Here is a 22,010-nt window from a genome sequence, read left to right as displayed (position 1 = left end):
AGCGGGCAGCATCGCCGTAGCCCCGGCAGCGCTGCGGTAGAATACCGCACGATATGTACAGGGACGAGCGCCACAAAACGATGAAGAACGCCACACAACCTGCCCTGACGCGGACCGAATCGACGGTGCGCACCTTGTTCTTGCTGGCGCTGTTTTCGGTGTCGTTTTCCACCGCCCTGACCAACCTGTTCGTCGGCCTGGCGTATATCGGCTTCGTGTTCGCGCTGTTTACCAGCGCGCCGCTGCGGCGCGTGCTGCGTTCGCCTCCGGGCCTGCTGGCGCTGGCGCTGCTGGCGCTGTTCATCATCGGCACCAGCTGGTCGATCGCGCCGCGCGAAGAGACGCTGATGGCGCTGAAAAAATACTCGCGGCTGATGATCCTGCCGATCGGCATCGCCCTCAGCTGGCGCGATCCGGCGCTGTCGTCGCGCGCGCTGCGCTGGTTCCTGGCCGGCGCCGGCGTGCTGGCGGCGGCGTGCTACCTGACCCGTTTCGGCATGATGCCGACGTCGAGCCTGGGCTGGTGGCGCGTCAGCCAGGACGCCAACGATGCCTACGTATTCCGCAACCACATCACGATCGGCATCCTGCTCGGCTTTGCGACCAGCGCCTGCCTGCTCATCGCCAGCTATGCGGCGACGCCGCGCGCGCGCCTGGCGGCGATCGGCGCCGCGGTGTTTTTCGCCGTGCCAATCATGATCCTCGGCCAAGGCCGGACCGGCTATGTGACGCTGTTCCTCGGCCTGGTCACGGTGCTGCTGCTGCACCGGCGCGCCACGCCGCTGCTGAAGGTAGCCGGGATCGGCGCGATCGCGCTGGTGTTCTTCGGCGCCTACCTGGCCTCGCCGAACGTCAAGTTGCGCACCGATGCGCTGATCCACGACGTGACGACCGGCGAACTGCGCACGCCGAACGGCCTGCGCATGAGCTTCATGCGGGTCGGGATCGATGTGGTGACGGCCAATCCGCTGCTTGGCGTGGGCACCGGCTCGTTCGCCGAGGCGTACGCGCCGACCAACCGCAGCGTGTGGCCGGCCGGCTCGCCCGAATCGGAGGTGCGCAATCAGCCGCACAGCGAATTCTTGCTGGTGGCGGTGCAGCTGGGTCTGGCCGGCCTGGTGCTGTATTTTGCGATGCTCTTCACGCTCGGCAGCGCGGCGCTCGGGCCGCGAAGCTTCGAGACCGACAGCCTGGCGCTGCTATGGGTGATCTACTTCGTCGCCTCGTCGTTCAACAGCCTGCTGTGGGATACCACCGAGGCGCACTGGTTCTTGCTGCTTGGCAGCTGCCTGTATGTCGGCGCCCGGCGGCGCCGGATGGCCGAGGGCCTGGGCGAATCAGACACCATCTCGCTGATCGTCACCACCTACAACCGGCCGGACGCGCTCGAGGCGGTCATCGAGGGCTGCTTCGCGCAGACCGACCGCAATTTCGAGATCATCATCGCCGACGACGGCTCGGGCGAAGCGACGCGCGAGAGCGTGGCGCATCTGGCCGCGCGTTCGCCGGTGCCGCTGCAGCACGTGTGGCAGCCGGACGTGGGCTTTCGGCTGGCGATGTCGCGCAACGGCGGCATCGCCGCGGCGCGCGGCAAGTACCTCGTCATCATCGACGGCGACTGCGTGCCGCAGCGCGATTTTCTGGCCCAGCACCGCAAGCTGGCGCAGCGCGGGTACATGGTGACGGGCAGCCGGATCCTGGTGGGACCTGAATTCACGCAGAAGGCGCTGGCCGGGAAAATCGCCCTGTACGGGCTGGGGCTGGGCGAAAAATTCCGCCTGCGCGCGGCCGGGCATATCAACAAGGTGCTGCAGCTGCTGTTCTCCCTGCCCGACATCGGCCGCGCCAAGAAGCGCTTCAGCTACCGGCGCATCAAGGGCTGCAACATGGCGATGTGGCGCGCGGACGTGGAGACGGTCAATGGTTTCGACGCCAGCTTCAGCGGCTGGGGGTACGAAGATTCGGACATGGTGCTGCGCCTGTTCAATGCCGGCGTGATGCGCAAGGACGGCGCGTTTGCCACCGAAGTGTTCCACCTGTGGCATAACGAAGCGCAGCGCGACCAGGCCTCGAGCAACCGGATGACGGTGCAGCGGCGCGAGCTTGACGGGACCACGCAGGCGGCCAAGGGACTGCGCGAGGAAGAGTGAGGCTGCGCCTCCAAGGTCCCCGCACTGCGGGGATTTTGGAGGCGCACTGTCGGCGGCGCGGGCGGGCCTTAGACCGGGATGCTGACGAAGTTGTCCATACCTAATTGAGAAACGGTGATACCGACCAGTTCAATGAGCGTATCTTCTGCGCCATCGTAGGTGTTCGCGCCATTGTTAATGACGATATACTGCCGGCCATTGCCAAGTTGCAATCCATGCACAGTGCCTATCGCGCCACTAAAGGTGCTCAGCAACACGTCAATCGACAACTCCTGATACTCCGTCCATTCCCACTGGTTGACGATTGTCCCGCTCAAGATCAAGTCGCCTTCGCCGAAGCCATGGATGACGTCGATGCCGCCGGTCAGGGCGGTGCCGACCATCACAGTGTTTTGGCCCTCGCCCAGGAAAATCACGTCGTTGCCGCCGCCGCCGGTGATGACGTGGTCGCCGTCGCCTCCGTAGATCAAGTCGGTCTTGTCGCTGCCGGTCAGGTTCTCGAAATTGAGGAAGGTGTCGCGCGCGAAGGAGAACATCTGGAAGTCGGTGAGGTAGCCAACGCTGCCGGCCGCCAGCCCGAGCGGATTCAGGTCATCGAGCGCAAGCTCCAAGCCTGCGTCGCTCAGGAAGCCTGCGTCGCTCTGGATGGTTTCGGAACTGATCGTGTGATTGGTGTTGTTAATGACGACACCTTGCAGACCCTGCAGCGTCTGCAAGACGGCGCCGCCGGTGTAGGAAAGCGTATCGATCCCATCGCCGCCATCGAGTTGGTCGCCGCCGCCGCCGCCGTTGATGACATCGGCGCCGTTGTCACCGAAGATCGTATCGCTGCGGACACCGCCAACGAGCAGGTCTTCCTGTTGCGTTCCGCTGATACGGAATTGCAGATCCGCCGCTGCCACCCTACCGAGCGAGACGACGTAGTCGCCAGCATCGCCAAAGCTGCCGTTGCCATTGGCGTCGAGGTAGATCATCCCACTGTCGCGTTGGTAATAACCATCGCCGATGACGCCATTCCCCGCCTGCGGGTCGGCAACCCGAACCTGAAAGCCGGAGACGTCGACGAGCGATCCCGACAGCGCAAAGCTCAGGCGGTCGATGCCGGTCTGGAAGTCAGTGATGGTGTCGCGGGAGTGGCCGCTCTCATTGTTCGACTCGATGCCGTTGTTGTACACGAACAGGTCGGCGCCCTCGCCACCGGAGAGGGTATCGGCGCCGCCGCCACCGATGATCCGGTCAGCGCCGGACGTGCCGACGATGGTCTCGCCACCATCACCACCCGTCATGATCACGGTACCCAGGTTGTTCACCGTGTATTCGCTGAAGTCCAGCACTTGCCCGACGACCGCGCTTGCGCCCGCGGCAACGTTGAGGATGTCTTTCGTTTCCAGGTGGGTAATGGTGTCCTCCCCTGCATCAACGTTGAACGTGTCGATACCGCTGCCACCGGTGATCGTGTCATTGCCGGCGCCACCCGTGAACGTGTCGCCACCGACGCCGCCGACCAGCGTGTCGTTGCCATCGGTACCGGTAATGTCGAATTGAATATCTGCCGCCGCAATCGGATTGGCTGACGCGACAACGTAGTCGACATTGTCGCCCACGCTATGGTTCCCATTTGCGTCAATGTATATCTTTCCCTGCCCGGCAGAATAGAAGAGATCGCCGACAGCGCCAGAAAGTGAATCATCACTAAAGCCTCCGATCGAGGCAAATTCGGACACATCGACATGCTGTCCCGTCAGCGCAAAGCGCAGGCGATCGACACCGGTCTGGAAGTCGGTGATGACATCGCGGTACGTCACGTACTGGGTCTCGGTGTCGATGACCGTATCATTTGATTCCAGACCGCTGCCGAACACAAACACGTCGGCGCCCGCGCCGCCGGTCAAGGTGTCGGCGCCCAAGCCGCCGCTGATCACGTCGTCGCCGGCGCCGCCGTTGATCGTATCGTCGTTGCTGCCGGCAGCGATGGTGTCGGCGTTGCCGGTGCCGGTCAAATTGTATTTGACCCGGGACAGGATCGCCGACGCGGCGCTCAGCGAGTCGGCCTGAATCACAAGGCTGCCCGGATCGCCGGTGAAGAGCGAATTGACGTTGGCGGCAATGCCGACCGAATAGATATCGCCGGCCTGCCCCGTGCCGGTGTGTTTGTCCGCGCCCTTCACCGAGGCGTCGAAAGTGTGGACAGCGCTCAGGTTCACTACGACCGAATCTTTTGCCGCATCGAAGTTATGCAAGACGTCCGGCTCGGCTGCGCTGGAATCACTGGCAACTTGCGCGACGGCGCTGAACACGAACACATCGGTGCCATCGCCGCCATCGAGCACATCGGCGCCGGCGCCGCCCTCGAGCACATCATCGCCGGTGCCGCCGTTGAGCACATCGGCACCGGTGCCGCCATAGAGCATATCGTAGCCGGCACCACCATTGAGGACATCGGCACCCTCGCCGCCACTGAGCACATCGGCGCCGGCGCCGGCGGTGATGACGTCGTTGCCAGCGAAACCGAACATGAAGTAGTCATAGTCACTGTCCGCCACGATGGCATCGTTGGAAACGATTCCCAGCATCACGCGACGCGTTTCTGCCGCAAAGTTGAGCGCGACGTCGGCGACCTGAAGAGAGGCAACCACAACCGTCTCTTGTGGCATTACGGTGAATGTCTGCGTCAGCCCGGACGGGGTGAACGCCGCAAAATTATCTGTCAACAGGACACCGTCAGCGTACAAGCCTACCAGGCCTGCTTCGTTCGAAGTAGCGCCAAGGGTGGTTGCCGTCGCGGTAAACAATGACGCTTCCGGCGCCGCGGTGTCGATGACCAGCGTCAGCGTCTGCGTCGCGGCCAGCGCCGAGTGATTGCCGGCGACATCGACGGCCGTGACCGAGACGCTGTTGGCGGCATTGGCAACCAGCGCCAGCACGCCGCTGGCAACCGTGGCCGTGGCGGTGTCGATGCTCCAGGCCCCGCCTGTGGCCGTCGTGACGTAAGTGGCGCCGGCGATGACGGCGGTCACGGTGGCGCCGGCCTCGGCGGTGCCGCTGACCACTGGCGCGATGACGGCCGCCGAGGCGGCGGAGGTCACCGCAACGGCGGGCGCGGCGGTGTCAAGCGTAACGCTGCTGGTCTTGATTTGACCATAGATATCGGTGGCCACCACGGTGAGGGCGCCATCCTTGAACTGCGTTGCATCGAAGACGTAGCGGCCCCCGTTCAAGACGGCTGTCACCTCCAGCGCGGAATTGTCGGAGGCCTTCATGCCGACGATTTTCAGGGTGGCGAGCGTGCTGCTGGTCACCTGGGCCGTGAGCGCCGCGGCCGATATCGCCTCGCCGGCGTTGATCCACGCATCGCCGCCCGCCTTGATGGTGAGCGCGAAAACTACCCCCGGTGCCGGTTCCGGTGCCGGTTCCGGTTCCGGTTCCGGCTCGGGCTCCGGTTGCGGCGGCGCCGGCGGCAGCACCGGATCGGCCTTGCCGTCGCCATTGACGTCGCCCACCTGTGCCGCTGCCGCTTCAATTGCCACCGCCAGCGCCGCGGCGCCGGTAGCGGCGGCGCTGCCACTCAGGTTGCCCGCCTGGGCGCCGCTTGCCATCCCTGTCTCGATGACCTCGGCTGCCACCTGGACGCTGGCGATGGCGACCAGGTGCGACTGGGCGGTGCCGCCCGGTGCGCTGGCCGCGTCGGCGATGGCGTGGTTCAGGTTGCCGATCGTAACGCCCGCATCGCCTGCGACCGAGGCGATGAAGGCGGCCTGGCCGACGCTGGCGCCGGCGATGCCGCCGGCGTCCTTGAGCAGCTGGGCAGCGGTGCCGGCGCCAGCCAGGTCGATCGTGCCGCCGGCGGCATCGATGGTGGCGGCGAGCGCCTCGATGACGGCATTCGCGCCGGCGTCAACGCCGGCCACGCCGGCGCCGCGCAGCACGGCGCCGATCTGGCCCATGGCGGTATTGACCTGCGCCAGCACCGCCTGCACCTTCAGCGCAATGACCTGCGCGGCAGCGCTGGTGTCTGGCCGGCCGAGGGTGGCGATCGGGTCATAGCTCCCCAGTTCAACCGATGCATCGATGCCAAGGCTGGACTTGACCAGCGCCGCGGCCTCGGCGGCGCTGTGCTTGCCATCGGCGATCAGCGCGTGCACCAGCGTGGTCAAGGGATTGATGACGCTGGAGCCGGCGATGGCGCGGAAGCTGCCATTGACGGCGGCGCCGGTCGAGATGTCGATGCCGCCGGTTTGCACCTGGTCGCCGAAGCCGGCCTGGTCGCCGAAGTCGAACTTGCCGTGGTCATCGGTGAGGCGAGTGACCGTGCGGGTGACGCCATCGACGGGATCGATGAACGTCATCGTCACGGTGGCGCCCTTGATGTAGCCGTCGGCGACGACGCCTTCGCGGCTGAGAAAAGGCACCGCGACGCCGCTGTAGCCGTCATCGGCATACAGCTTGATGAACAGCGCCACCGAACCGGCGCTCGCCAGCCCGGCGGCCAGTTGGGCCACCGTCGGCGACGCCTGCTGCACGGCGAGATACTGCTCGACGACCTTGATGGTCGCGCCCAGGCTGGCCGTCATTTCCTCGGCGTTGGAGAAGTTGACGACCAGTTCGCCGCGGCTTACCCCGCGCGCCATCAGGTCGAGAAAATAGGCCTTGCCGGCGGGATCGGGCACACGATTGAAAGCCTGCTGGTACAGCAAGTCGAGGAAGGCGCTGTCGTCGACCGCGCCGTGCAGCGAGCGGAACTCGGGCGCACCGGCAAACACGGCGCCGATCTGCGCCACGGTCGCGCCGGCGTGGATGGCGTCGACCCAGTAGGCCAGGCCGGCCGGATCCGGACTGCGGCCGAACGCTGCAAAATAAAGGCGCACCACCGGGTCGATGGTGTGCTGGAATTCGTCGCCCGCCATGAACAGCGCGCTCACCTCGGCAGCGTTGACCTTACCGCTGTCGATCAGGCTGCTCCAGTAGCTCACGCCCGCGGCGTCGGCCGGGCGGCGCAAGAACTGCGCGTACAACTGGGCGACGAAACTGGCGGAGGTGCTGCTGGAGGTGGCGGTGGTCATGGTGTGCTTTTCAGAGTAAGGATGTCGCGCCGGTGTTCAGCGGGACGCCGCGATTCGACTGCGCATACGCATGCGCAGCGTATTTTTTTTAACCAGTTCCTGTTCGCAGACGTCGTCTGCGTGATCAGCGACGAAACGACAACGTCGATCCGGCCACGGACAGAAACCATGCCTACGCTGGCCGCCGGCCGGAGCCGGCGGCCAGTTCGTCAGGACACGATCAGCGTGCCGCTCGCGCCGACGGTCAGGTTGATGTTGCTGCCGACGAGCACGATGTGCATGTCGGTCACGCCGTCGAAGGTGCCGTTGTCGGACACATCAATGTAGACCACGGTGCCATCGATGGTGCCGTCGTTGGCGACGCCGTCGCCGTTGAGGTCGTAGTTGGCGACGGTCTGGTTGGCCGCATAGCGCACCTGAATCGCGCTGCCGGTGGTGGCGACGCCGGCGAAGGACGCGTTCTCGAAGAACTGGAAATGACTCGCATCGCGGTTATTGACGAAGGCGGTGAAGTCGAGCGAATCGCCGATCTGGAAATCCATGATGTAGTCGCGCGTCAGGCTGTTGATGCCCGATTCGGTCACCAGTGTCGACTTGGTCGTGCCTTCGTACTTGAAGACATCAACGCCGCGCGTGATGCCGGTGTTGGTAACCGAATCGCCGTACATCACGTCCGCACCGGCACCGCCGACCAGGATGTCGCCGACAAAGCTGTTCGAATTGCCGCCACCGTAGAGGAAATCATTGCCGGCCCCGCCATACAGCGTGTCATTGCCCTGCCCTACAGCGTTGGCCGCGTCGTCGCCGTAGATATAATCGGTGCCGCCGGCACCACGCACGACGTCGTTGCCGGCGCCCATCTCAATGTAGTCCTGGCCGGCGCTGCCGGTGATGACCTGGTCGCCGATGGAACCGGTGACGATGAAACGCCCCGCTTCGCTCAACACCAGCGGCGAGCTGCCGTCGATCACGCCGTCGTTTTCCGCGTTGTGGAAATTGATCGCCGAATCGCTGACGAGGATGTAATCGACGTGTTCGACCACCTCGCTGTTAATCAGCGGATGCATCGCATCCAGACGCATGGTGACGTCATTCAGATTGGCGATGGTGTCCTGCACCGCGTAGTAGGTGTTGTCGGCGCCCAGCGGCGCCGACAACGCCGCCCACATCGTGCTGGCCTGCGCCACAGTGGCGAAGCCGGTGGCCTTGACGTAGATGGCGCCATGGTCATAGGCGTCCGGATTGTCGCCGGTTTGCGCGACCGGTTTGCCGGTGATGAAGTCCAGATTGGTGCCGATCGCCGCCACAATATTGGCGGCGCTGTCGCGCACCATGAACTGGTAACTCAGGTCGACTGCGTTCGGCGCTGCCTGGACGAATGTGTTGAGCGCGGCCGCCGTGTCGCGAATCATGCCAATGGTGGTCTTGCCGGAATTGGTGAGATTGACCACGGTTTGCGCCGTGGCCGCCGACAGCATGTCGCCACTGCTAATATACGTGACGGTGATGTCGTCGGCGTATTTCAGCCCATTGCCGGTGTCGGCTAGCAGGCTGGCCACGATCGAACCGCGGTCATTGACGTCGTAATGATTGGTCTTGATGATGCCGTTGCTGGCATGCAGTACCTGCAGGCTGTTGGCCTGGGCCACAGTCAGCGCGCCAGTCGGGGTCACGTCGACGGCGGCAGTGACGGTGGCGCCGCCGGCCAGGATAGCGCTGGCGCTGTCGCTGATACTGAACACTTCGGCGCCGCTGGACAAGCCCACAACGTTAGTTCCCTGGGCCACCGTCACTGCATTGCTCACCTCGACGATGGTCGCCTGGTCCACCAACGGGCCGACTCCCGAGCCGTTGATGTAGTTGCTGTACGTGTCGAGCAGCTTGAAATGCAGGTTGGAAAATACCAGCGTATCGAGCGCGACGTTGGCGGTGCTGCGCAAGACGGCGCCCTGCGCCAGGCTGATCGTACCGGTGACGGTGACGTCGCCGGCACCTTGCAACAGCGACGCCACGCCGGTCAGCAGCGCGCCGTTGCTGTCGAACAGGTTGGCGGCCGAATCGCTGAGCGTGTAGGTCAGGGTCTGGTCGTGGGTGCCGGGCACTTCATCGATGAGCGCGTACAGGGCGGTCATCTCGGCCACGGTCTTGGCGCCGGTGATGGTGGTGGTGTCGAGGTCGACGTCGGTGGCGGACAGCACGGCGGCATTGCTGGCGTTGGCGAGCAGGTTGGCGTAGGTGTCGTTGACCTTGTAGTCGTTGTACAGGACCGGATCGGTGCGGCCATGGACCACGGCGGTGTGCACCATTGCGGCGTTGGCCACGTTCAGCGCGATGTCGGTGATGTGCACGCCGGCCAGGTTGTTATTCGCCAAGGAAATGAAATCGCCGATCAGCGAACCAGAGGACATGATATGGGCAGCCGTGTCGATCACCAGGTTCTGCGTCGGCACGTCGCCGGTCAAGCCAGTGGTGTCGAGGAGGTTGGCGGTCAGCGTGGCGACACTGTCGCCGCGCACGAAATAGCCGTCGAAGCTGAGCGCGCGGCCATCGATCTCATTGAACGCCAGGATGGCCGGCGCCTCGCTCTGGTTCACCAGGTTGATCGGCTTGATGACCGCCGCCGCCAGGGCCGAGCTGATCAGCGCCACGTTATTGTTGTTGACGGTGTTCTCAACCACAAGCGCCATGGTCGCATCGGTGGCCAGGCCCAGGCTGGCGGCCAGGTGCAGGGTGTTGCCGACGATGGTGACGGTCGAGTTCGTGTAGTCGCCGCTCAGCGTGGCGATCAGCTGGAGTTGAATATCGACCAATACATCGGCCATGTCAGCGAAGAGCGGATCGGAATTGCCACCAAGCGCGCCCATGTCTACAGCGAAGGAATTGCCCTGGACGGTAAGCTTGATCGTGTTACTGGTGTTGAAATCGGCCTCGCTCAGGGTGATCACCCGTTCGGCATGCGTGACGTAATGGGCCAGGTTGCCGGCGTTGAAGTTGGCGCCGCTCAGGTTGGTGGCCGTGTCGCTGACCGTGACCTTGGTAGCCTGGTCCATCTGGATCGACGTCAAGGCATTCACTTGCACCACGGTGCCGGTGAAGCCTCCCGCGCCGGTGAAGTTGAAGGTGGTGGCGTCGCTGACGGCGGCCGCCGCGTTGCCGGCCGCATCCTTGATCGCCGAGCCGCTCCACACCACGTGATAGACATTGCCGAGCACCAGGTTGGCGGCCGGCGTGATCACCACGTTGTTGCCGGATATGCTGGCGGTGGACATCACCGTAACGCCCAGGCTGTCTTTCAACAGCACCTCGGTCAGGGTCGACTTGTCGGCGCTGAGCGCTTCGCCGAAATGCAGGGTGATGGCGCTGTTCAGCGCGCTGGTGCCGCTGTCGTCGGCCGGGGTCGAACCGGCCGCGTCGAACACCGGCGCGCTGATGTCCGGCAAGATCACGGTGATATAGTCCGGGGCCTTGTTGCCGGCAATATCGATGACCTTGTCGAAGAAATAGGTCAGCTCGTCGCCCGCCACCACCGTCGGCGCCGTGCCCAGCGTAATGGTAAACGTGGTGGCATAACCGCTCACGGCGTCATCGGCAACGATGCCAGCCCCCGAGCCGAAAGTGTGGTTGGCCGCAAGAGCCATCGCGCTCAGTTGGAAATCGGCTACGCTGATGGCGGAATCGAACTTGAGCGTGATGGTGTGGCCAGCCGTGTATGCGCCGGTGGCCGAGGCGATTGGCGCGGTGGCGTGCGCGGCCGCAGCGGTGGCGTCCTTGGTGAAGGTCAGCGGGCTTGACTTGTTCGACGCATTCGAGGCGGCGTCGGTCTGGCGCACGACCACCGTGTAGGTGCCATCGGCGGCGGTGGCGGTGCTATAAGCGGCGGCGTCCAGCCAGGGCGCGCCGTTGTTAAGCGAGTATTCGACGGTGGCGCCGGTTTCCTTGTTGCTGAGAACTATCGTCGAGTCCTTGACGATGCTGTCGCCCAAAAGGCCGCTGTCGGTCACGCTGATTGTCGGCGCGTCCGGCGAATTCGAATCGGTCACTGCCGGCAGGGTGAAGGCAATGATGCTGGCCGAGCTGTTGCCGGCCTTGTCGATGGCCGTGCCACTGGCAAAGGAGATGGTGTCGCCGGCCACCACGGTGCTGCTGGCCCCCAGGGTCAGGGTGAACGAGGTAGCGTAACCGCCGACTGCGCCGTTCGCAGCCCAGCCGCTGTAACCGGTACCGTTTACGATATGCCCATTGGCGTAGGTGCCGCCGTTGTTGACGATATCGAAGACGCTGACCGGTTCGCTGAAGTGGATGGTGATCGTGTCGCCGGCGCTGTAGTTGCCGTCGGTGGTAGAGACCTGGACCTGGGTGACCGGGGCGGTGTCGGCGGCGACCGGGCCGGCGGTGTCCTTGATGATGGCCAGCGCAGTGGAGGACAGGGAATGGTTGCCGCCCACGTCGGTCTGGCGCACTTGCACCGTGTAACTGCCATCGGCCGTGGTGGCGGTGGTGTAGGCCGACTGGCTGATCCAGGTGCTGCCGCCATTGAGTGTGTACTCGACAGTGGCGTCGGTTTCCGGGTTGGAAACCGCCAACGCAGCGCTGGTGCTGAGCTTGTCGCTGCTGGAGGCGCCGCTATCGGTCGTCAGGCTGACCATCGGCGCGTCCGGCGCGATTGCATCTGGCACGGCCGGCAGCGTGAAGGTCACGCTGTCATCACCGATGGCGGCGTTGCCGGCCTTGTCGGTGATGCGAGCGGTCCTAAATACCAATGTATCGCCGGCCACCATGTTCGAATTGGCGCCCAGCGTGACCGTGTACAAGCTGGCGTAACCGCCCACGGCGTCGACGGCGGCAAAAACGGCGTCCTCGCCGAGCAAATGGCCGCCGCTGACGGCCACGCTGCCGGCCAGGAAGTTGACGACGTTGACCGCTTCGCTGAAGTGGACGGTGATCTTGTCGCCGGTGCTGTAGTTGGCGTCGCTGGTGGAGGCCTGGACCTGGGTGACCGCGGTATAAAGGTCGGCCGACGGGGCCGCACTGTCGCGCGTCACGGTGACGGTGCTGACGGTCGATACATTGCCATGAACGTTTTGTTGGTAGACGCTCAAGGCATTGGCGCTGGCCGCCAGACTGGCCGAAACGGTCGCGCTGTTGCCGGTAACGGTGGCGATGGTGTCGATGTTCGCGTCGTACCGGCCGTTGCTGTTTTTGTCGAGCCAGACCGTGGCGCCGGTGTCGATGGCGCTCAGGTTCAAGGTCACGGAGGCGTTCTTGGTGATCAGGTCGCCACTGACGCCGGTGTCGTCGGCCGGCGCCAGTTGCACGCCGACGGCGCCAGGGGTCGGATTCGGCTGCGGCTGCGGCTGCGGCTGCGGCGCTGGCGCCGGCGGCAGTACCGGATCGGCCTTGCCGTCGCCGTTGACGTCGCCCACCAGGGCGGCGCCGGCCTTGATGGCCTGCTCCAGGGCGACGCCAGCGGTCGCGGCGGCGCTCGGGGCCAGGTTGCCGGCGGCGGCGCCGCTGGCCATGCCCGACTCGATCACCTCGGCGGCCACCTGGACGCTGGCGATGGCAACCAGGTGCGACTGGGCGGTGCCGCCGGTGGCGCCGGCGGCGTCGGCGATGGCATGGTTCAGGTTGGCGATCGCCGCGCCCGCATCGGCGGCGATGGCGGCGATGACGGCCGCCTGGGCGACGCTGGCGCCGGCGATGGCGCCGGCGTCCTTGAGCAACTGGGCGGCGGTGCCAGCCGAGGCCAGGTCGACGGCGCCGGCGCCGGCGGCGCCATCGAGCATGGCGGCGAGCGCTTCGATGGCGGCATTGGCGCCGGCGTCAACGCCGGCAACGCCGCCGCCGCTCAGCACGGCGCCGATCTGGCCCATGGCGGTATTGACCTGCGCCAGCAACGCCTGCACCTTCAGCGCGGTCGCCTGCGCGGCGGCGGCGCTGTCGGGCCGGCCCAGTACGGCGATCGGGTCATAGCTGCCCAAGTCGACCGACGCGTCGATGCCCAGCTTGGCCTTGACCAGCGCGGCGGCGTCGGCGGCGCTGTGTTTGCCGTCGGCAGTCAGGGCGTGCACCAGCGTGGTCAAAGGGTTGATGACGCTGGAACCGGCGATGGCGCGGAAGCTGCCGTTCACAAGCGCGCCGGTCGAGATGTCGATGCCGCCGGTTTGCACCAGGTCGCCGAAACCGGCCTGGCTGCCGAAATCGAACTTGCCATGATCATCGGTGACACGGCTGACGGTGCGGGTGACGCCATCGACGGGATCGATATAGGTCATGGTCACGGTGGCGCCCTTGACGTAGCCGTCGGCGACGACGCCAGCGCGGCTGAGGAACGGCACCGCGACGCCGCTGTAGCCGTCATCGGCGTACAGCTTGATGAACAGCGCGGCCGAACCGGCGCTAGCCAGGGCCGCGGCGAGTTCGCCGGCGTCGGGCAGCGCCTGCTGCACGGCGAGGTACTGCTCGACGACCTTGATGGTCGCGCCCAGGCTGGCGGTCATTTCGGCGGCCTGGGAGAAGTTGACGACGACGTCGCCGCGGCTCACGCCGTGCACCATCAGGTCGAGGAAATAGGCCTTGCCCGCAGGGTCAGGCATGCGGTTGAAAGCCTGCTGGTACAGCAAGTCGAGGAAGGCGCTGTCGTCGACCGCGCCGTGCAGCGAACGGAACTCGGGCGCACCGGCAAATACGGCGCCGATCTGCGCCACGGTCGCGCCGGCGTGGATGGCGTCGACCCAGTAGGCCAGGCCGGTCGGATCCGGACTGCGGCCGAACGCTGCAAAATAGAGGCGCACGACCGGGTCGATGGTGTGCTGGAATTCGTCGCCGGCCATGAACTGCGCGCTCACTTCGGCAGCGTTGACCTTACCGCTGTCGATCTGGCTGCTCCAGTAGTTCAGGCCTGCGGCGTCGGCCGGGCGGCGCAAGAACTGCGCGTACAACTGGGCGACGAAACTGGCGGAGGTGCTGCTGGAGGTGGCGGTGGTCATGGGGGCGTTTTTCAGGGTCAGTGGGACGGACAGTCGGGGGTCGACAGCACGCGGTGGAACGATAGCGCAATTTAAGTGTTTTTGTTTCCTGCAATCAATAAAAATCAGGCTCTAATGTTATGCTAAATATATCTGCAAGGCAATATATTAATTGAATATTCATGTATTTAATTGGGAACGCGTGTTTTCTTGGGTGCAGTTGTGCGCGCGCGGCTGAGCGAAGATCAGTAGAGATCAGAGGGGAAAACTAAAGTTGAAGGATGAAGCGCGGGCTGATCTCAACTCGGGAGACCGTTGAAAAACTTTGCCGACGAGCCGGGGCATTCGCGAAGCCGCTCGCGCGGGATTATGGGTTGCAAATACCGCCGCCGTCAGCGTCGCATGGGCGGATAAACGACAAAGTCGTTGCTGCCAATGACAGCAACGACGTCTAAGTTGCGCGTTGAAACGGCGTGGCTAGTACTCGACCGCGACCTCTTTGGCGCCGAGCACCTGCTCGAGCGCCAGCTGCAGCGCGTCCGACGGCGCCACGCGCCACTCGTCGCCCAGCTGCAGCGTGCATTCGACGCCCTGCGGCTTGATGCGCAGCGCCACCGGCAGGCCATCGGCGTTGCGGTACGGCTGCAGCACCTCGGCCACCTTGGCCGGATTGACGTTGCAGGCCATCGTCATCGCCAGCCGGTGGCCGTACTGGATGCGCGACAAGGCGATGTCGTAGACCTTTTCGGCCGTGATGCGCAGGCCACCGTTGAAGCGATCTTCCGACACCTTGCCCACCACCAGAAGGAATTCGTCTTCCTTGAAGATGTTCTTGTTGGCGTCGAACACTTCGCTGTAGACGGTCACTTCGACCACCGCGGTCTTGTCGTCGAGCGAGACGATCAGGATGCGGCCGCGCTGCGTCATCTGGCTGCGCACGCCGGTGATCACGCCGCACAGCATGCGCGGCTCGCGCGACGGATCGAGGTCTTTGAGCTTGGTGCGGGCAAAGCGGCGCACCTCGTCCGAGTACGTGTCGAACATGTGGCCCGACAGGTAGAAGCCGAGCGCGATTTTTTCCTCGGACAGCTTCTGCTTCTCGCTCCACGGCGCCGTCTTGACGTACTCCGGCGGCGCCACCAGGTCGCTGTCGTCGCCGCCGAACAGGCTGACCTGGTTGGCCGCCTTTTGCTCCTGGTCGGCGCATTCGACCGCAAAGGCGACCGAGGCGAGCAGGATGGCGCGGTCGACCTTGAAGCAGTCCATGGCGCCGGCGCGGATCAAGGACTCGATGGTGCGGCGGTTAATCTGCTTGCGGTCGACCCGCTTGCAGAAGTCGAACAGGTCGGTGAAGGCGCCGCCGCTGGTGCGCGCGGCGATGATCGCCTCGATCGCCGACTGGCCGGAGCCCTTGACCGCGCCCAGGCCATAGCGGATGTTGGTGACGCGCTTGCCGGTGACGGATGGCGCCGCGCCTTCCGGCGTGAAGCGGTAGTCGGAGTGGTTGATATCGGGCGGCAGCAACGTCAGGTGGCAGACGTCGATCGCGTCTTCGACCAGGATCTTGATCTTGTCGGTGTCGTCCATCGCCAGCGACAGGTTGGCGGCCATGAACGCTGCCGTGTGGTGCGCTTTCAAATACGCGGTGTGGTACGACAGCAGCGCGTAGGCGGCGGCGTGCGACTTGTTAAAGCCGTAGCCGGCGAACTTTTCCATCAGGTCGAAGATCTCGTCGGCCTTCTGCGCGGTCAGGCCATCCTTGGCGGCGCCGGCGCGGAAGACCTCGCGGTGCTCGGCCATCTCTTCGGCCTTCTTTTTACCCATCGCGCGGCGCAGCATGTCGGCGCCGCCGAGCGAATAGCCGCCGACGATCTGCGCCATCTGCATGACCTGCTCCTGGTAGACCATGATGCCGTAGGTCTCGGAGAGAATCGCCTCGGTGCGCGGATCGGGATAGTCGAACTTCTCGCCGTGCTTGCGCTTGCAGAAGTCGGGGATCAGGTCCATCGGGCCCGGACGGTACAGCGCGACGAGCGCGATGATGTCCTCGAAGCGGTCGGGCCGCGCGTCTTTCAGCATGCCCTGCATGCCGCGCGACTCGAGCTGGAAGATGGCGACCGTCTTCGCCTTGGTCAGGAGCTCGTACGACGGCCGGTCGTTGAGCGGCAGCTTGGCCAGGTCGAAGTCGGCGTTGGCCGGATCGAGCTGCTTGATGTAGCGTACCGCGCGATCGAGAATAGTCAGCGTGGTCAGGCCCAAGAAGTCGAACTTGACGAGACCGACGGCTTCGACGTCGTCCTTGTCGTATTGCGACACCACGCCGGAGTCGCCGCCCTGCGTGTACAGCGGGCAGAAGTCGGTCAGCTTGCCCGGCGCGATGAGCACACCGCCGGCGTGCATGCCGATGTTACGGGCGATGCCTTCGACCTGCTGCGCCAGGTCAAGCAGCTGCTTGACTTCGTCCTCGTTTTCCAGCCGCTCGGCCAATTGCGGTTCTTCGGCGATGGCGTCAGCGATGGTCACCGGTTTGCCCGGCTTGAACGGGATCAGCTTGGAGATACCGTCGCAGAAGTTGTAGCCGAAATCGAGCACGCGGCCGACGTCGCGGATGGCGCCCTTGGCGGCCATGGTACCGAAAGTGGCGATCTGCGAGACCGCCTCCTTGCCGTACAAATCCTTGACGTGCTGGATGACGCGGTCGCGCCCTTCCTGGCAGAAGTCGATGTCGAAGTCGGGCATCGAGACGCGTTCAGGATTGAGGAAGCGCTCGAACAGCAGGTTGTACTGCAGGGGATCGAGGTCGGTGATCAGCAGCGAATACGCCACCAGCGAGCCCGCTCCCGAGCCGCGGCCCGGTCCGACCGGCACGCCGTTTTCCTTGGCCCACTTGATGAACTCGGCCACGATGAGGAAGTAGCCGGGAAATTTCATGTTGCAGATGGTGTCGGTCTCGAACTTGAGGCGCGCCTCGTAGCGCGGTCGCTCGGCTTCGCGCTTGACGGGATCGGGGTACAGCTGCAGCAATCGCTGTTCGAGGCCGGCCATCGATTCGGACACCAGGAACTGGTCGATCGTCATGCCGGGCGGCGTCGGGAAGTCCGGCAGCTGCGGTTTGCCGAGGGTGAGAACGACGTTGCAGCGCTTGGCGATTTCGACCGAGTTGGCCAGCGCCGCCGGCATGTCGACGAACAGCTCGGCCATCTCGGCTTGGGTCTTGAAGCGCATCTCTTCATTGAAGCGCTTGACCCGCTTGGCGTTGGCCAGCATCTCGCCTTCGGCGATGCAGGTGCGCGCTTCGTGGGCGATGAATTCGTCGGGCGAGAGGAACTGCACCGGGTGCGTCGCCACCACCGGCAGGCCAAGCCTGGCCGCCAGCGCGACGGTGTGGCGCAGCTGCGGCTCCTGGTTCGGCTGGCCGGAGCGCTGCACTTCCATGTAGAAGTGGCCGGGGAAGACCGCGGCCCAGCGCGCGGCGCGGCGTTCGGCCAGCGCCAGGTCGCCGTTTTCGATGGCCTGGCCGACGTCGCCGAAATGGGCGCCGGACAGCACGATGAGGCCATTGGCCTGCGTCTGATCGGGATGCAGCGACGACGTGCTGGTGGCGAGCGCCTCGAGCCAGTCGGCGCGGATTTCGGCGCGGCCCTTGTGCTGGTTGGTGAGCCAGGCGCGCGAGAGCAGCTCGCACAGCTGCAGGTAGCCGGTGTGGTTTTTCGCCAGCAGCAGCAGGCGCGATGGGCGGTCGCGGTTGTCGTCGTTGGTGATCCAGGCGTCGACGCCGATCACCGGCTTGATGCCCTTGCCGCGCGCGGCCTTGTAGAACTTGACCATGCCGAACAGGTTGGCCAGGTCGGTCATCGCCAGCGCCGGCTGCTTGTCGTTGGCGGCGGCTTTGATAATGTCGTCGATGCGCACCAGGCCGTCGACGATCGAGTATTCGGAGTGCACGCGAAGGTGGACAAACGCCGGCGCCGCCGGCTTCGCCGGTGCGGCCACCGCTTCAGACCCAAGATCCATGACATCCATACTCATTTTGCAATTGCCCAGCTGTGCGAAGAAGCGCTATTTTACCGCGCCCGGGCAATGCTGCTCGCGGTAACTTTTGGCAGGCGCGTTGTGTCGAAGGCGCCCAGCAAGGCCGGATAGCGCAGCTCGCTGGCGATGTGGCGGTACATCGCCAGGCAGGCGCCGTCGATGTCGTGCAGGTCGTGCACGCTGTCGACGGCGACCGCGTACAGCAGCGGGAAGACGGTGCGCAGCGCGGCGAGGAAATCGGGCAGCGTGGTGCGCTGGCAGTCGTGCAGGCGCCAGTGGTTGACGTCGAGCACAACCAGTGGCTTGCAGCGCGCAATTGTGCTTCGCAGGCAGTCGACGGCGTCGAGGCGGAAGTTTTCGACGTCGATGCAGATGACGTCACAAGCGATGTGCTCGGTGAAGCGCGCCGAGATGGTGCTGTCGGTACCGACATCGAGGAGCTGGTCGCCGTCGCGCAGCAACGCGGCGAACGGCTGGTCGGCGGCGCGGTCCACCTGGCGCGGTGATGCCCCGATTCGATATAGACGCATGATTCCCATTCCGGATTGCAGCCCTAGAACGGGCAATCCATCAAAGTTATCATGTTTGGAACATATCCAGCTTGCGCCAAGTCGGGTGCGTACTTAGGAGTAGAGCGTCGAAAAAGCTGGTGTCAGGTCTGACATTCGGACATTTGCTTCGGTAATGTCCGAATGTCAGACCTGACACCAGCTTTTCGGCGATTCAAGCAGCGTGGCAGGCAGCTTATAATAGCGGCTGTCCTACATTCTTCAGTTAGCAATCATGCACGCCATCATCGACCACGCTGCCTCCGCGGAGGCGCAGACCATCGCAGCCGCCGCCGCGCACGTCAACATCGCCGCCTACAAGTTCGTCACCTTCGACAATACCGAGGAGATGCGCCCGCAGTACCAGGAGATTTGCAAGGAACTCGGCCTGAAAGGCACCATCCTGCTGACGCCGGAAGGCATCAACCTGTTCCTGTCGGGCCCGCGCTCGCAGATCGACCGCTTCCTGGCGTGGCTGCGCAGCGACGTGCGCTTTGCCGATATCGAGGTCAAGGAGAGCTATTCGGAAGAGCAGTCGCACAAGCGCATGCTGGTGAAGATCAAGAAAGAGATCATCACGATGCGCATGCCGCTGATCAAGCCGGAGCTGGGACGGGCGCCGGCAGTGGCGCCGACCACGCTGAAGCGCTGGCTCGACCAGGGCCACGACGACAACGGCAAGCCGGTGGTGATGGTCGATACGCGCAATGCATTTGAAGTCGACGTGGGCACGTTCAACAACACGATCGACTACCGCATCGCCAAGTTCACCGAGTTCCCGGAAGTGATCGCGGCCAACAAGGATGCGCTGGCCGACAAGACCGTCGTGACCTTTTGCACCGGCGGCATCCGCTGCGAAAAAGCGGCGATCCACATGCAGAACATCGGCTACGACAGCGTCTACCAGTTAGAAGGCGGGATCCTGAAGTATTTCGAGGACGTCGGCGGCGAGCACTACACCGGCGACTGCTTCGTGTTTGATTACCGCACCGCGCTCAACCCGCAGCTCGAGCCGACGGTGACGGTACAGTGCTTCGCCTGCCGCGCGGTGGTGACGCCGCGCCAGCAGCTCGATCCGCGCTATGTGTATGAGGTGTCGTGCCCGCACTGCGCGCCCGCGACGGATGCCGTGCAAGAGTAAGAAGCGGTCTTGCGGGCGGGCCGGAGTCACACGTCGCGACGTCCAGATCGTTTCGCAAAAGGCCCTGCAGAGACCGGGCTAAATTTCGACCGGCCTAGGTGTTAGCAGACAGCCATTTAGCGATATCACGCTGGCTTTGCAATACGCGCCAGACGTCAATATGATTGTCGCGCTCTATATAAAATACCAGATAGGGATAACGCGTCAGCGGCCAGGAGCGCAGGCCTGGAATATTCAACTCATAATCGTAGCGGGCTGAGCCAGTAGCAGCATGACGCCCAACGTGAGTGAACGCCTGCTCCAACGCCGCGATGAAACCTAATGCAGCCTGTTCCGCGCCCTCGCTCAGGTAGTACTCAATGGCCTCTTCCACATCCTGGTCCGCCAGCTCGCGCGGGACGATGGGTTTGGAACTCACCCGCGAACACGTCTCTGGACTCGCTCGCGCAAAGCTTCGAAATAGGCAGCATCTGCTGGCGCAGCTGGAGCGGAGGCTGCTCCTTCAAGCAGCAGAGCGCGCAAATGAAGCCTATCTGCATCATTCCGAATCAATTCATGCACGTATTCACTGCTCGTGCTGTAGCCTCGCTCGGCCACTTGCTCGTCGACGAACGATTTCAGTGCATCGGGAAGGGAGATACTCATCGTATTCATGGATTTATGATAGATCCATTGGCATCATTTGGCAAGACACGCCCCAGCGAATGTCCTCAAGCTTTCCCTGACGTCATTCGCGCGTTCCACTCCCATCGCGCTTCATTCAAGCTGCTTCCATTGGCACCGCCAGCGCGGTCAGGAACAGGATCATCCTCCGCCCACATAGTTGGCAAATCTCATAGTCTCCTGATATATCGACCGTTGCGGTGCCGCAGCAAGGGCACGGCAATAGGTCGCTTAAATCTTGCTCCACAACTTTCTTCTCGTTCATACCAATTACTCCAGCCAGTGAACCTAACATTGGACCGCAGATTTTATTTCGCCTCCACCAGTGTTGGCGGCTTTATCGCGCCGTAGGCACGGCGCATGCGCAGGAACGGCTCCTCGATCGTGCTGTAACTGATCGTGGCAAGCGCCCACGTCGCCGCATAGCTGCCAACGAGCATCAGCACCGCATTACCGACACCGAGGCCAGGAATCTGCAGCATGCCAACCGACTGCGCCAGCAGGTGCAGCATCGCCATGTGCAGCAGGTAGAACGAGAAGCTGACCTTGCCGCCGTGGCATAGCACTTTTTCCAGCCAGACGGGCAAGCCCTTGTCGAACGACACCCACGCAACGATGAAGATTGCCCAGCCGACGCTCTCCAGCGTCGACCAGAATATCCAGAACAAGGACTTCGCCTGCGCCGGATCGAACGGCGCCACGGTTGCCTGCATGGCGCTGTTGGCCACCACCAGCACGGCGGCCAGCGGCACCAGAAACGGCGAAGCGCGATGCAGCGAGGCGCTGCGCTGACGGTACAGCATCGCCGCCAGCATGCCGACCAGGAACTGGTCGAAGCGGCCGACGAAAGTGCTGAAAAACATCAGCGTGCCCTTGTCGCTGACGGTGTACGACGCGACCTTGAAGAACAGCATCAGCAGCAGCAGCTTGACCAGGTAGCGCGGACCGCGCTCCATCGCGAAACGGGCGAGGAAAGGGAAGATCAGGTAAAAGGTAAATTCGAGCGAGATGCACCAGGCCGCGCCGGTGATGACGGTCAGCGAGGTCGGCGCCATGCCGAGGTTGCTGGTGAAGATGTAGAGAATGTCCTGCGGCTGAAACTTGTCGCGGCCGATCGAGGTGGCCACCATGAAGATTGTCAGGAATAGCGGTGCGATGCGCAGCAGACGGTTGCGCAGGAAGTCGCCATAGACGATGGTTTCCTTGTGCAAGGCAATCTGCATGAACAGAAATCCGGACAGCGTGAAGAACAGGCCGACGCCGGTGTGCCCTTCGCTGAGCAGGCCGAGCCACTTGCTGCCGATGCCGTTGCCACCCAGGCTGCGGTACTCGATGTTGAAGTGAAACAGGAAGACGATCGTGGCCGCCAGCCAGCGCAGCTGGTCGATGCGCGGATTGTAGGCAATATTGAGCGATTTCATGAGCGGCCTGGTTACTTGCGAAATTGA

At 63.9% G+C, this 22,010-nt stretch carries 10 protein-coding genes; 2 read left to right on the top strand and 8 right to left on the bottom strand.

All coding sequences use genetic code 11. The annotated features are described in order from the left end of the window. Positions 1-80: 80 nt before the first annotated feature. Positions 81-2,150, top strand: coding sequence for a glycosyltransferase (locus tag CR105_RS13220; protein WP_180288185.1), 2,070 nt, complete (start codon positions 81-83; stop codon positions 2,148-2,150). Positions 2,151-2,218: 68 nt separating this feature from the next. Here CR105_RS13220 and CR105_RS13215 read toward each other — a convergent pair whose 3' ends face one another. From CR105_RS13215 to CR105_RS13200, 4 genes are all read right to left on the bottom strand, one after another. Then, complete coding sequence (locus CR105_RS13215; protein ID WP_099788931.1) at positions 2,219-7,210, bottom strand: DUF4214 domain-containing protein; 4,992 nt, start codon at positions 7,208-7,210, stop codon at positions 2,219-2,221. Between the two features lie 209 nt (positions 7,211-7,419). Beyond that, positions 7,420-14,199: a DUF4214 domain-containing protein gene (locus tag CR105_RS13210; protein ID WP_099788930.1), complete on the bottom strand. Its 6,780-nt coding sequence runs from the start codon at positions 14,197-14,199 to the stop codon at positions 7,420-7,422. 456 nt (positions 14,200-14,655) lie between these two features. Continuing rightward, the gene (gene dnaE, locus CR105_RS13205) at positions 14,656-18,192 is read right to left on the bottom strand and encodes a DNA polymerase III subunit alpha (protein WP_229413926.1); all 3,537 of its coding nucleotides are present in this window, start codon (positions 18,190-18,192) and stop codon (positions 14,656-14,658) included. Positions 18,193-18,242: 50 nt separating this feature from the next. Then, on the bottom strand, positions 18,243-18,740 hold the full coding sequence (locus CR105_RS13200) for a hypothetical protein (protein WP_131021726.1): 498 nt from the start codon (positions 18,738-18,740) through the stop codon (positions 18,243-18,245). A gap of 253 nt (positions 18,741-18,993) precedes the next feature. Here CR105_RS13200 and CR105_RS13195 point away from each other — a divergent pair, with 253 nt between their 5' ends. Next, positions 18,994-19,899 (top strand): sulfurtransferase, encoded by a 906-nt coding sequence (locus tag CR105_RS13195; protein WP_099788927.1) that lies wholly within the window; start codon positions 18,994-18,996, stop codon positions 19,897-19,899. A gap of 94 nt (positions 19,900-19,993) precedes the next feature. Here the strand turns inward: CR105_RS13195 and CR105_RS13190 are convergent, their stop codons facing one another. The 4 genes from CR105_RS13190 to CR105_RS13175 form a co-directional block, all read right to left on the bottom strand. Continuing rightward, the gene (locus CR105_RS13190; protein WP_099788926.1) at positions 19,994-20,317 is read right to left on the bottom strand and encodes a type II toxin-antitoxin system RelE/ParE family toxin; all 324 of its coding nucleotides are present in this window, start codon (positions 20,315-20,317) and stop codon (positions 19,994-19,996) included. After that, positions 20,314-20,553 carry a type II toxin-antitoxin system ParD family antitoxin gene (locus tag CR105_RS13185; RefSeq protein ID WP_099788925.1) on the bottom strand — a complete coding sequence of 80 codons (240 nt, stop codon included), beginning with the start codon at positions 20,551-20,553 and terminating at the stop codon, positions 20,314-20,316. Before CR105_RS13185 ends, CR105_RS13190 begins: the two co-directional genes overlap by 4 nt. A 106-nt stretch (positions 20,554-20,659) precedes the next feature. Beyond that, positions 20,660-20,827 carry a CPCC family cysteine-rich protein gene (locus CR105_RS13180; protein ID WP_218968695.1) on the bottom strand — a complete coding sequence of 56 codons (168 nt, stop codon included), beginning with the start codon at positions 20,825-20,827 and terminating at the stop codon, positions 20,660-20,662. Between the two features lie 43 nt (positions 20,828-20,870). Further along, on the bottom strand, positions 20,871-21,983 hold the full coding sequence (locus CR105_RS13175) for an acyltransferase family protein (RefSeq protein WP_180288184.1): 1,113 nt from the start codon (positions 21,981-21,983) through the stop codon (positions 20,871-20,873). Positions 21,984-22,010: the final 27 nt, after the last annotated feature.

The sequence above is a fragment of the Massilia eurypsychrophila genome, from assembly GCF_002760655.1.
In the GTDB taxonomy this organism is placed as follows: domain Bacteria; phylum Pseudomonadota; class Gammaproteobacteria; order Burkholderiales; family Burkholderiaceae_D; genus JAFCUW01.
This window is presented reverse-complemented; position numbering and strand designations above follow the sequence as displayed.